Genomic DNA, 11,690 nt, shown 5'->3' with positions numbered 1-11,690 from the left:
GACCGCCGTAACTGGCCAACCTGGGCCGGTCTCGCCGAGGAGGCTCGAGTAACGGCGCGTGAGGACCACAAACTGCTGGCGCTGCCGGGAGGCAGTGCGCGGAGCCGATGAGCGTGTGTTTGCATACGCGCCCCGCAGGCCCTCTCAGGTGATCAATACGCGAATCTGCTGTATGGACCTATTTGCTTGGCTTATCTGCTTTCGCAGAAGGTGCTACCGACTCGCACTCTTCGAAGTTCCGGAAGGCATCGCAGGGCTCGGACGGCTGGCGTCCTCCTCGGTGATCGGCCTCGAACGTTGCTTGGTTGTAGCAGTCCACCCAGCGGCGGAGAATCTGCCGTTACGCTGGTCATGTGGACACACGGCTGCAGTCAACAGTCCAGCGGCAGGGAGTCGGAGCCGGCTGCTGGATGACGACTCGCACGCCGAACAGGTGGCAAGTGCAGCCGGTAAAGGCTTGGGCACAAGCGCGCCGGTTACCCCCTGCCGCGAAACTTGTTGCGTGTGCCACTATTCAAGCCGTGACCGAGCAGCGGCAGCGACACTACAAGTGGGCAGATGATCTTCCCGAGCAGTGTCCGCCTGCCGCCGCGGCACCGGCTTCCGGTGACTACTATCGCGTTGTCAAGGCCTTGCCGCTGACAAAGCGTGATTTCCGCCGCCCTCGAGACCTCCCTAGGACCGAGCCTTTTGCGCCGAACAAAATGTGCCAGGCGTCGGCGCTTTCGCTGTATGGAAATCTCACCGACGCACAACGGGCCATAGTGCTTGTGCCGGGTTTCAGAAAAAGGCGCTTGGCGGTGGGCACATTGAGCCCAATTTGCGGCGTAACCCAAGTCACTCCCAGTCGCCCTCCGCATACTCACGAAATCTTGAAATCACACACAAGCTGGTGGTTTCCCACCAATATCGAACCGAGTTCCTTCTTTGAGGCGGTAGATGATGAGTGACGTCCCGCCCGTCGGTACACAACTTGGAGTCCTGTCAATCACCGACATCTTCGTCGAATATGACGGACCCAAACTCTTTGCTTGCGTAAACGGATTGGGGCAACGTTACCTATCAATCCTTGTCGACGAGGACGACGAATCCGAATGGTACGTCTATGCTCCTCAAAGCGTTGGCCGCATGCGCGACTTGATTGCTGGCCGCATCGGCCTTCGCGATGCGATCCTCAAACCGTCCGGTCCGCATGTTTGGGCAGTGAGACGGTCGCTCGAATCAGCCGACTTCGAGATTAAATCAATTACGGCGAGCGAGTTGCCTGATACATGGCTTCCTCCTGCCGACGCCAACCTTGCCGTTCCAGGCACTGAACAGCAGCCTGGTTCTAAAGACTCTAATGCCGTTTGCATAGACATTGAATGGGCCGTCGATCCACCCGAACCCGATGAGCATGCCGCTCCACAGTTCCCGCGCGTCGCAATTCGATTGGCGATCGCTGGGAGCTACGTCTGGGGCGATGAAGCTTCCGGCGTCGTACTTGACGCGAGGGAAGCTCTGCGTTTCCTAGCGCGCTCTTGGGCGTACTTTTCGTGGGAAGAAGGACTCCCACTAGATTTACCTTTCGGCAATCTCCGGGACATACGTGACGACCTCGACCGAAAGCGCAATCGAGCCCCTCACTACCTTCGACGGAGCCTCGAACTGTCGTTCAACGACTTTATGTTCGGACACGATTTAAGCCAGATGAGTTCGGCGGGCGCCCTGCCTTCCGTCGTCTTGGCCAGAGAAGGTGCATATGGATGGATACTGCGGGAGGATGACGCTGGTAGGTATAGCATCGAAAACCTTCTGGGTCCGCTCGAGTCCCTTGCCTTAGGGCTGGTCAAACGGCTCGAGCGCTTCGATGACCGAGCCGCACGTGAAGCGATAAGCGCGTGGTCATCCAGATGGAGCCTGACCAGCCATGAGGCAGCCGAAATTGTCACTGGACTCAGTAGTGAGGAGGTTCGGCTTATTGAAGAAGCATCGGAGGAATTTCGCCGGGAGCTTGCTCAATTTGACGGTCTTTCACTGGCAGACCCAGACCCGTCCAAGAGCGAGCTGCTGGCAGCGGCGCGCATGTCAGCCGGGCTTGCGCCTGAGCACGTCGCCGAAATTGTCTCGCTCATCGGACCTATCCCTGGCTCGGCTACCGATGACCTAGACAGGCTATCCGAGGTAGCGCCCACGCAAATAGCCGGCCATGTTTTCGCTTTTGATCAAGGACTTGAGGCTGCTCGATGGCTTCGCAAATTTTTGGACATACCGTTGGACGCTCCGGTCGATCCCGAGCGAATGTTGACAGAGTATGGCGTATTGGTTAAGCATGTCAAGCTAAAGTCTATCCGCTCGGTTGATGCCATCGCAGCGTGGGGATCTAAACGTGGACCTTGCGTCCTTATCAATACATTTGGAGTTCATGCTCAGGGTAGTGCTGGACGACGAACGACTGCGGCGCACGAACTCTGCCATTTGCTGCTCGACCGCGCCGGTTCACTTCCTATTGCAGAGGTGCTGCGTGGCCAAGAATCCACGGTAGTGGAGGCCCGCGCCCGAGCCTTCGCCGCCGAATTCCTGCTACCGCAGCAAGTCGCCGGTGAGACGTACCAGCAGTCGCCGGATAAGCCTAAGCGTGTTGTTAAGCGCCTATCAGAAAAGTACGGCGTGAGCCCTGAGGTCGTTGCATGGAACATCAAAAACTCAGGAGTTCCCATCACCGATGCAGGTCGGGAATTCCTCAGTCAACTGGTTCAGCGGCCGTGGCGTTTCTAAACTTCTGCGGTCCAAACCCGAGACGTCGACGACCACCCCCCTTTGCCACACGTGCAGCTCCACCACCCTCATGATCGGACAGTGGCAGCATCGCGTGCCAGTGGCGGACTGCGTCAGGCATGGAGGTGCGGAACCGAAGGGCCGCCAACAGTGGCTTCCCACGACCGCGAATGTGCAGTCGCGTTCAGCCTGCAGCTCGCGCAGGCACATCAAGAACTGCGTCGCCAGATCAACAAACTCAAGGCGGAGGTCGTGGCCCTTCGTGCAGCGTGGATTCGGCGTCGGCCATCGCGATCGTGTCCCCCCATTCCAGCACGTCGTCGATGTCGAGTTCGACATCGACGAGCTCACCGGGCTGAGCGGGCTGTCCAACCCATTCGGCCTTCAGCCGAACGCCGGCCAACACGGCGTCGACCATAGTGGGTGTACCGGGGCGCACCGCAGCGACACGTACCTCCAACCGTCCGATGATCGCAGCCGGCATCCGAGGACGGCATAGCTAGGAACGCGATCGTGCCGATGACAGAGCTCGGTAACTTACCGAGCCGTCGCCTTCCGGAGTTCGCTCAGCCACTCGATGCCCAGCCGGTGGCCGTCGGGGAACTGGTCGTCACGATCCCAGCGCCACGTGGTGATCATCGCGAGCATGAGCGTCCGGCAATCTCGGAGCAGGTGATGGTCGACGCCCGGGTAGAGGTCTGCGACCTCGTCGGGTGCGTGGGCCAGGTCGAACTCGATCGGCCCCCGGCAGCACGTCTCGAAGTCGATGAAGAGCAGACCGACCGGGTTCGAGAGCAGGTTGCCCGGGTGAGGTTCGCCGTGCAGGAGCTGTTCGGGCCGGCCGCTATCGCTGACCGCTCGGCGCAGGCGGTACAACGTGCCGGCGAGAAAGGTCCGGTCCGCGTCGGTCAGGTTCGGAGTTCGATCGTGCTCGGCCACGAGCGTTTGGGCCTCGGAAACCCGGTCCGTAAAGTGCGGGGTGGGCACCTCGACCCGCCGCATTCCGGCGTGCAGACGTTCAAGCGCTCTGGCGTAGTCCACAGGTGGGATCGCTTGAGTAGTCACCGGTTCGTAGTAGGTCCACAGAGTGACCACGTAGTCGTCCCAGACGAAGACCTCGGACGCATCCAGCGCGGCCACCGGGCTCCCGACTTCGAACAGTCGCTTAGCGGTGTCCACTTCGAGCTGGGCGCACTGATGCGCCGCCGGCGCCACCTGTGCCAGCACGTCGCAGGGCTGCAGATGCAGGGTGAGCTTGTTCGAGTTGTGCAGGACGGAGGCGTCGTCGGCGGTCAGGCCAAGCGACGAGGCAATCGACATGGCTGCCTGTGTCGCCCGCCGGGCCGCATGCGCCTGCATCGGAGCACCATAACTCGGCGCTTTCGGCGCAGCAGCCACATTGTCGTCAGGGGCGTAACGGCAGTCAGCCCGTGGTGGGGCCAGTTACGGCAGAGCCATCTCGTCCGTCATAGCCGGGTCTCAGATGCTCATTCGCCGGTCCGGCGGCCTGCAGCAATCGCGTGACCCGCCGCACAGCCTGCGCGGGCACACGTACTGCGTAACCCAACGACCCCGCGCCGTCACTGAAGGGAACCCAGCACCACCTCACCGTGACCCGATAGCCAGGGCGTGTTGGCCAACAGTCGATCCGAGTAACCAACACGACTGGCCGAACCAGCCGTCACGGCATCCCTCAACGTGGCCAACAGTCCTGGTCAGATCAGATCTGACCGACATCAGTGCATGATCGTTTTCTGTTGGGTGGGCGGGTTACGGTGAGGGCCTATTTTGAGTTCTCCATCGTGCCCCACCCCTCGGGCCTCGGCCCGTCGCGGCAGGAGCCGCACCCGCCCACCCGCCCCATCGGCCGGTCGGCAGCGATACCTCCTCCCGCGACGTCCCGCCCACCCGCACCACCAAATCTCTCCCACGTTCTCCACGCCGTCGCTTCGTCCAACGCTGTTGCCCACCCATGGATCTATCCAGCCAACAGCCTCGACGGCGGCGCATCTCGCCGACCATTTCTGTCTTCGAGTGGAGTAGACGCATGTCCGCGTCCTTGACCATCGTGGTCACTGTCGACCCCGACATCACCACTGACGCCCTGACCGACTCGGCCGCGGACCGCGTCCACACGCAGGGGCACCTTCGTCCCACTGGCCCTGTCGGCCGTTTCCCGGCACGCCGCCGACTGACCCGCAAACTGGTGCACCGCTCGCGCGGACACGCCGCTGGCGGACCGATTCGCCTGCTCGATCTGCGTCTGATGCGCAGCCGTGCCGCGGAGTACGCCGCCTGGCAGAGGCAGCAATGGCACGCCACCGTTTCCGGCACCCGCGATGCCCAACCCTGGTGGGTGTTTCTCGATCGGCATCGTGCCGACCCGGCCGCATGGCCGATCAGCCGCGCCCAACAGGCGTACCTGGCGCAGCCCCGAGTGCTGGCGATGACCGCCTACAACGCCGCATACCGGCAGCACCCCATCCCGGCGACCGGACTCGAATCGCTACAGGCCGGATTGAGCACTTACTGCACCGCAGCCGCGCTCGCCGCGGTTCCCGGCGATGCCACCGCCACTGCCACCGGCATGTGGCTCACCACTCGCAGTGGTCGGTTGTCCGACCGACTGGCCAATCTCCACGCCGCCAACGACTACATCGACCAGCTGCCCTCGCGCACTCCACTGGTCGCCATCGCCGCCCACCCGACCGGATAAACCCCGCACACGCCCGCGTGTTCCTCGACGCCAATATGACCGCAGGGCGGTGGGACCAGTTGCGGTGGAGCCGGCACAGCGACGCCGAGGGCTACGCCCACCAGTACCTAGAAGTTCGCGATCGACATGATCCTCGACCATCGCGGCAACTCGGTTAGCCGCTCAGTCGAGACGCTGGCCGAGTTGGCTTGGCTGCTCGGCCGCGACGATCTCGCCTCGGCCATCGACGATGCCGACTACCCGATATACGGGGCGCCCAAGGTCAAGTTCTTCGCCGACGGGTTCGGCTGGCGTTCACCGACACCATCGGCGATCCGCACCTGCGGCAAATGCTCACGCGATGGCCGCGGGCCTCGGGTGCGACCCGAACGGCTGCGTTCGGGGCTGCCGCGACTGACGCCACCCCGCGACCACTTTCGGCGGGTCAGCAGACGGGCGGCTCCGCTGCCCGGCGTCGCCTCACCGGGTCCCGCTGGCCATCTCGCCCAACCCCGGGAGCCGGCCGGTGTCGCCGTAGGCCGATGACCGTGCACGGGCCGATTCGCCGTCGGACAACCTCTGGCCAGCCCGCCTGATCGGTGGGCCGGCTTCATGTGGGCCCGGGGCGGGCCCTGCCTTCGCCGAGCCGGTCCGCCCCGGTGCTCCTCAGCCATAAGGAGCCCTTGAATGCTGCCTCCTCAGCGACCAGACCGCCAACCCCGCCTGACCAGGGCGGGCACACTCATCGTCATCTCCAGCATCATCACCGCCGGGCCGGCCGGCGCGTTCGCCGCCACCGGCCGGTTCACCGCCGCGGCGGTAGCCGCCGTCATCACCGGGGTGGTGGCGCTGCCGGGCGCCGTGGCGCTGGTCCGGCTTGCCCGCCACCACCAGCACAGGTGGGGCAGCGAGTACGAGCGGTTGTGGGCCAGTCTCGCTGCGGCCGCCGACCGGGAGAACAGTCTGCGGCGGGAACTCGCCGCGGCGTTGACCGATCCGCTCACCGGCCTGCCCACCCGGGCGGTCGTCGAGAGGGCCCTCGCTACCGCCGCCGAACACCGCGCCCCTGTGGCGGTCGCGGTGGCCGACGCCGACGGTTTGCACCAGGTCAACGACGGCGGTGGGCATGCGGCGGGTGACCGGTACCTCACCGCGATCGCGGATCGGCTCACCACCGCGGCCACCGCTGTGCGGGCCGACGCCGTCGTGGCTCGTGCCGGCGGCGACGAGTTCGTGGTCGTGGCCCCGCACACCGACCCGGCCGTGCTGGCTGACGCGATCCGTGCCGCCTTCACTGCACCGGACGCTGACGAGCCGGCGCCGCGGGCCAGTGTCGGCGTGGCCGCAAGCGACGGCGGCAGTCCCCGCTACGCCCTCGCCCAGGCCGACGCTGCCATGTACACCGCGAAGCGGGCCGGCAACCAGTCCCTGGTGTACGAGCCGGACCGCGACGGGATACCGCGGGCCGACGGCACCCGGGCGCACGTCCGTCGCCGTGACCTCAAGCCCCGCCGCGACATCGTTGTCACCGACAGGCCGGTTCCGCCGGTCCGAATCTTGTGCTCGGGCGCGGACGCGGCAGCGATCGTCAACGCCCTTCGAACCGCCTACGAGAGGTGGGCAGCCATCGCCGGACCTACACCGACGGGCAGCGGTGCGGCAGACGCAGCGGACCAGACGATCGATGTCGCGCCCACGGCGGAGGAGGTCGATCGGATCCGGGTGGTGGGGCAGTCGGAGATGGCCAGGTACGCGACACTCGCCGACGCGATCGCCGCAGCCCTCGACATGCCGGGAGGCGAGTCGTGACCCGGCTACGACCGCTACCGCCTGCCCTGGTGGTCGTCGGACTGCGCGGGGCGGTCGACCTGCGGCAGGACGACGTCGTCCGACTGCCTGGTGAGGTCGGCGTCGTCCTCGCAGCGTCCGGACGGGACGACCGGTGACCGGCCGCTCGCAGCGGCTGAGCGCGTTGGCCGCTGCCAGCAGCAGGATGTGCACCTACACCGCCTACGGCTGGTGGCTGCTGGCCGGCGGTCGGGCCGGCCGTGGCCTGCACCCGGATGACCTGACGCCGGTCCAGCGGCTGGTGTGCGTGGCCGTGCACCATCACGCGGACTGCGTGACCGCGACGGGCGGCACCTACTCGGGCTGCGAGCCGGACGACCTGGTCGGCGTGAACAGCATGTCGGCCGGGTCGGTGAAGTCGGCCCTGCACCGGTTGGTCCGGCTGCGCTGGTTGGACCGCGACACCAGCAGCGGGACGTTCCAGGTCAGCACCGCGGCGCATGCGTTCACGCGCAGCGGCTGGCTTGATGATCCCGCCCTGGCCGGCGAACCCCTGATCGACGTCCTCGCTGACCCACCTGACTGACCCGGGCCGACAGCCGCTGGCGAGGCACCTGAGATTTGGCCGACGACGACCACACCAGCACGGGCGAATGCGGCGACGCCGCTGACCGCCCCGGTACCTGTGGCCGGCGTCACCGGCAGTGCCCGAGCCCCCGGGCCGAACGTCGCCGCAGTCCACACGCCGCGCCGGGCGTGATCGCCTGGTCGGTTCACGACTCCCCTCTGCGCGCCGTTGGGCGCGAACCCCATTCCACGTCCCGGTGCCCGCCGGGCTTATCAGAAAAGGAATCGTCATGACCGACGCCCTGACCTCCGAACGCCCCGATTCCCCGACCGTCGTCGCCACGCAGCCGTCGCCGCGTCCGCTGGCCGCCTTCGCCGGCTCTCCCGGTCAGGCGGTCACCATCCTGGACGCCGGCGCCAGCTACGACGCCGTGGTGCTGTCCCCGGCCCCGGGGACGAGCATGGTCCGTGTCCTGGTCGACGGGCAGGTCCGTAGCCTGCGCGCGGACATCTCCGCGGTACCGGTCACGGAGCCGGCCACCGCGTTGGCGTTGACCCGGCAGGCCGTGGCGTGGGCGGTGGCGGAACAGGACAGTGCCGTCGAACGCGCCCGCAGCCTGGTCGAGCAACGCGACGAGGATCGGCGACGCGAGGCGAGCCAGCTTGCCGAGATCCGGTCTTACGCCATCGACCAGTACCGCGAGGCGGACATCACCCGCGACGGCCTCGACAGCCTCCTGTCCCGGTTCGACTTGAGTCCCTACCAGCCGCGCCACCGGGTCCGGTTCACCATCAGCGGCAGCTTCGACGTGATTCCCGAGGTGGACCGCGACACCGAGGACACGGAGTCCGACGTCCGCAGCTACCTGCGGATCGACACCGATCGGGTCGACAACGTCGAGGACGACACTGTGACGATCGACGTCACGGCCGACGTGGAGGATATCGGCGACTGAGGCCCGCATCGCGGCGGCCCCCTACGCGCAGTGACCACCCCGGACAACCTCCTGGTTCCAACGTCCGCGCGCACGGGCCCGCGCCGCCAGCGGCGGCCGTATCTGCACACGACTTGTCCTGGCCGATGCCCGGCCACCCCTTTGCGCGCCGGGCATGGCCAGACGGCCATGCCCGGCGACTGCCCTGACAGGAGTCTCCATGGCTTGCGAAATCTTCCGATACATCGTGGTCGCCGAGGACGGCACGAGCCACGAACACCACACCCGACTGCGCCACAGCAACGTCGCATCGCTGCTGCGCCGCACGGTCGGCGGGTGGCTGACGCCGATCCCGATCGGTGTCCCGGACCTCTACGCGTGGGGCGACGAGGACGGCTACCCGAAAGCCCTGCGCCCGAACCCTGTCGCCCGCCTGCTCGTGGCGCGCCTGGGCGGTGGTGACCTGCCGCTGGTCGGACCTGTCGTCGTCACCGGTCGCCGAGGCGCCACGGCCGTCAGTCTCACCACCACCCAGACCGACGCGGTGCTCACCGCGCTCACCTGCTGTCGCTGACCTGCCCGTCGGCGGCACACCGTCGACGGCCTCGGGAAGGAGAACCCACCGTGGTCACACCTGACAAGCTGACTCTCACCACCCGCGACGATCGTGTCGCCGCAGTGCCCTACCTCGTCGGTTTCACCCCGACCGACAGCCTGGTCGTGGTGGTCCTGGACGGCAGGCAGGTCCGCTTCGCCGCCCGCCTCGACCTCCCTCGCCTGTCCGACCTTGCGGGCCTGGCGGTGCCGGCGGCGCAGAACGCCGCGATGATCGCCCGGCACGGGTCGGCGGCGTTCCTCGTCGGCTACGGACCGGCCGCCCGGGTCGCACCCGCCGCCACGCTGCTCACCACCGCGCTGACCACCGCCGGCGTCGACGTCCTCGAAGCCTTGCGGGTCGGCGACGGCCGTTACTGGTGCCTGTGCGGTGACAGCGGCTGCGCCGACGGTGTGGCCTACGACCCGGCCGCGAGCAGGATTGCGGCGGAAGCGGTCTACCGCGGTCTCGCGCCCCTGCCCGACCGGGGCGCGCTGGAACGCCTCATCACGCCGGTATCGGGGCCGGAGCGCGTCCGGATGCGCACTGCGACATACACCGCGCTGTCTCGGATGGCCGTCATGTTGGCCGAGGGCGCCGTCTCGACCGCCAGCGGCGGGCAGCCGGTGGCACCGGAGCATGTGGTGCGCGCCGGGATCGCGGCGGTGCAGCGGGCGTACGAGTCCGTTGCCCGCGGCGAGACCCTGTCCGACGACGAGGTGGGGTGGCTGACCGCCGTCCTCATGGTCCCCGAGGTCCGCGATCACGCGTGGGTCAGCTGCGACGGCAGCGACGTGCAGCGGCGGCTGTGGATCGATGTGACCCGACGGGCGATGCCCGCTACCAGCGCCGCACCGGCCTGCCTGCTCGCCATCACGGCCTACCTGGCCGGTGACGGCGCCATGGCGAACATCGCCGTGCACTGTGCCCTGTACGCCGACCCGGACTACCACCTGGCGCACCTGCTCGGCCACGCGCTGCAGGCCGGTGTGTCGCCGCAGCAGTGGCGGGCCGCCACCACCGGCACCGCCGAGTAGTTCGTCGCTGCGGTGCCCGACCTGGGCGCCGCCGGCATCCCTGCGAGCAGGCGCTCGCACACCGTTCGAGGTGAGGGCAGCCGGTGGCAACCGCCGGCTGCCCTCGATACCTCCCCAACCCTGGGGATTGGAGGTGTGGGCACCGTGTCCACCCTGGCGCAGATCACCGTCCTTTTGGCGGCGATCGTGATCACCGCATCGATCACCTACCACCTGACCCGGCTGCGCGCCGCGGCCCGTTACCGGGCGGCCGTCGCCGCTGCCCTGCACACCGCTCACCACGACGACCTGACCGGCCTCGCCAACCGGGCGGGTTTGCACGCCGCTCTGGCCGTCGCCGGACGACCCGTCGCGGTGATCCTGGTCAACCTGGACGGCACCCGGACGTTCGTGGCCCGCTTCGGCGACCGCGCGTTCGACCAGCTGCTCGTCCTGACCGCCGGTCGCCTCCGCCACGCCGCGCAGGCCGCCGGCGGACAGGTGTTCCGTCTGCGCCGCGACGAGTTCGTGGCAGTCATCGACGATCGCGCCGACGCCGCTGGTCTTGCCGCGCGGCTGGTCGCTGCCGTCGCCGAACCGACCGGCATCCATCTCACCGGGCCGCCCGTCGCGGTCACCGTCACCGCCTGCGCCGGCGTCGCGTCCGTCACGCCGCACCAGGAGGTCGCGCGGCGGCTGGCGCTCGTGCACGTCGACCGCGCCCTGCGCGCGGCTAAACAGACCGGTCGCGGGCACACGACGGTGTTCCACCCCGCCACCATGCCCGGTGCCATCGACGGCGGGCCGGTCCGGTGAGGACCCGCCGGCCGGTCGGCTGTCGCCGTCGGGCGCCTGGCGCTGCGGTTGTCGGCGGGGACGTGTACGGGCTGATCGACTGGGACGACGCGCCGATCCTGATCGTCGGCAGCAGCGTTGAGGCGGTGAAGCGGGAAGCGATCCGGCTCTTCATCCGCACCCTCGCCGACACGGGCAGCCTCGTCGAGGACGCCCCGGACTTCACCGACCGGTATCCGCTGCCCGATCCCGACGGCCCGATCGAGGCCATCGACGACTGGCTGACCCAGCTGCGCCGGGCAACGGCCATCCCCTGGTTCGCCGTCCTCGACGACGAGGTCGTCATCGCTCAATAACCGCCCACCACGGCAGCCTCACCGCTGCCACCGGCAGGTGCCCGGCCACCGCCACCACCCGCGGGCATCCGCCCCGTGCTGCGGCGCCGGCAGCCTGACGGTCCACGCCGACCACGTGGCGACCCACCAGGGGCTGGTCACCGCCAGCCCAGGAACCCATCCCGCTTTGACCCCTTCCGGGGATCG

Annotated in this window: 14 protein-coding genes; 12 read left to right on the top strand and 2 right to left on the bottom strand. The window is 67.5% G+C overall.

The genetic code is table 11. The annotated features are described in order from the left end of the window. The first annotated feature begins 521 nt into the window (after positions 1–521). Together O7601_RS17675 and O7601_RS17670 are read left to right on the top strand one after the other, a co-directional pair. The gene (locus O7601_RS17675; protein ID WP_281562211.1) at positions 522–950 is read left to right on the top strand and encodes a hypothetical protein; all 429 of its coding nucleotides are present in this window, start codon (positions 522–524) and stop codon (positions 948–950) included. Then, positions 940–2,757: a DUF6575 domain-containing protein gene (locus tag O7601_RS17670; protein ID WP_281562210.1), complete on the top strand. Its 1,818-nt coding sequence runs from the start codon at positions 940–942 to the stop codon at positions 2,755–2,757. The genes O7601_RS17675 and O7601_RS17670 overlap by 11 nt, the downstream gene beginning before the upstream one ends. Positions 2,758–2,995: 238 nt before the next feature. On the opposite strand, the gene O7601_RS17665 is transcribed toward O7601_RS17670, so the two are convergent. Next, a complete protein-coding gene (locus tag O7601_RS17665) occupies positions 2,996–3,163 on the bottom strand; it encodes a hypothetical protein (protein WP_281562209.1) in 168 nt (55 codons plus the stop codon). A gap of 131 nt (positions 3,164–3,294) precedes the next feature. Next, complete coding sequence (locus O7601_RS17660) at positions 3,295–4,155, bottom strand: phosphotransferase (protein WP_281562208.1); 861 nt, start codon at positions 4,153–4,155, stop codon at positions 3,295–3,297. Positions 4,156–4,804: 649 nt separating this feature from the next. Here O7601_RS17660 and O7601_RS17655 point away from each other — a divergent pair. The 10 genes from O7601_RS17655 (at position 4,805) to O7601_RS17610 (ending at position 11,504) form a co-directional block, all read left to right on the top strand. Beyond that, positions 4,805–5,473 carry a hypothetical protein gene (locus O7601_RS17655; protein WP_281562207.1) on the top strand — a complete coding sequence of 223 codons (669 nt, stop codon included), beginning with the start codon at positions 4,805–4,807 and terminating at the stop codon, positions 5,471–5,473. A gap of 126 nt (positions 5,474–5,599) precedes the next feature. Beyond that, the gene (locus tag O7601_RS17650) at positions 5,600–5,998 is read left to right on the top strand and encodes a hypothetical protein (protein ID WP_281562206.1); all 399 of its coding nucleotides are present in this window, start codon (positions 5,600–5,602) and stop codon (positions 5,996–5,998) included. Positions 5,999–6,139: 141 nt separating this feature from the next. Further along, positions 6,140–7,261: a GGDEF domain-containing protein gene (locus O7601_RS17645; protein WP_281562205.1), complete on the top strand. Its 1,122-nt coding sequence runs from the start codon at positions 6,140–6,142 to the stop codon at positions 7,259–7,261. Continuing rightward, a complete protein-coding gene (locus tag O7601_RS17640; RefSeq protein ID WP_281562204.1) occupies positions 7,258–7,398 on the top strand; it encodes a hypothetical protein in 141 nt (46 codons plus the stop codon). Before O7601_RS17645 ends, O7601_RS17640 begins: the two co-directional genes overlap by 4 nt. Continuing rightward, positions 7,395–7,826: a hypothetical protein gene (locus O7601_RS17635; protein ID WP_281562203.1), complete on the top strand. Its 432-nt coding sequence runs from the start codon at positions 7,395–7,397 to the stop codon at positions 7,824–7,826. Before O7601_RS17640 ends, O7601_RS17635 begins: the two co-directional genes overlap by 4 nt. Before the next feature lie 271 nt (positions 7,827–8,097). After that, complete coding sequence (locus O7601_RS17630; protein ID WP_281562202.1) at positions 8,098–8,763, top strand: hypothetical protein; 666 nt, start codon at positions 8,098–8,100, stop codon at positions 8,761–8,763. Positions 8,764–8,962: 199 nt separating this feature from the next. Beyond that, complete coding sequence (locus tag O7601_RS17625) at positions 8,963–9,316, top strand: hypothetical protein (protein ID WP_281562201.1); 354 nt, start codon at positions 8,963–8,965, stop codon at positions 9,314–9,316. Positions 9,317–9,366: 50 nt separating this feature from the next. Further along, positions 9,367–10,374 carry a DUF4192 domain-containing protein gene (locus O7601_RS17620; RefSeq protein ID WP_281562200.1) on the top strand — a complete coding sequence of 336 codons (1,008 nt, stop codon included), beginning with the start codon at positions 9,367–9,369 and terminating at the stop codon, positions 10,372–10,374. A 135-nt stretch (positions 10,375–10,509) separates the two neighbouring features. Then, on the top strand, positions 10,510–11,169 hold the full coding sequence (locus O7601_RS17615; RefSeq protein ID WP_281562199.1) for a GGDEF domain-containing protein: 660 nt from the start codon (positions 10,510–10,512) through the stop codon (positions 11,167–11,169). 62 nt (positions 11,170–11,231) lie between these two features. Then, positions 11,232–11,504 carry a hypothetical protein gene (locus O7601_RS17610; protein WP_281562198.1) on the top strand — a complete coding sequence of 91 codons (273 nt, stop codon included), beginning with the start codon at positions 11,232–11,234 and terminating at the stop codon, positions 11,502–11,504. Positions 11,505–11,690: the final 186 nt, after the last annotated feature.

Origin of the sequence: Verrucosispora sp. WMMD573 (assembly GCF_027497175.1) — a bacterium.
In the GTDB taxonomy this organism is placed as follows: Bacteria; Actinomycetota; Actinomycetes; order Mycobacteriales; family Micromonosporaceae; genus Micromonospora.
Note: the sequence above shows the minus strand (reverse complement) of the source record. Positions and strands in the feature narration are given on the sequence as shown.

Bases quoted from the DNA above. Each gene is read 5' to 3' on its own strand.
- O7601_RS17655 (WP_281562207.1), top strand. From the start codon at position 4,805: ATGTCCGCGTCCTTGACCATCGTGGTCACTGTCGACCCCGACATCACC.
- O7601_RS17630 (WP_281562202.1), top strand. From the start codon at position 8,098: ATGACCGACGCCCTGACCTCCGAACGCCCCGATTCCCCGACCGTCGTC.
- O7601_RS17670 (WP_281562210.1), top strand. From the start codon at position 940: ATGATGAGTGACGTCCCGCCCGTCGGTACACAACTTGGAGTCCTGTCA.
- O7601_RS17645 (WP_281562205.1), top strand. From the start codon at position 6,140: ATGCTGCCTCCTCAGCGACCAGACCGCCAACCCCGCCTGACCAGGGCG.
- O7601_RS17650 (WP_281562206.1), top strand. From the start codon at position 5,600: ATGATCCTCGACCATCGCGGCAACTCGGTTAGCCGCTCAGTCGAGACG.
- O7601_RS17625 (WP_281562201.1), top strand. From the start codon at position 8,963: ATGGCTTGCGAAATCTTCCGATACATCGTGGTCGCCGAGGACGGCACG.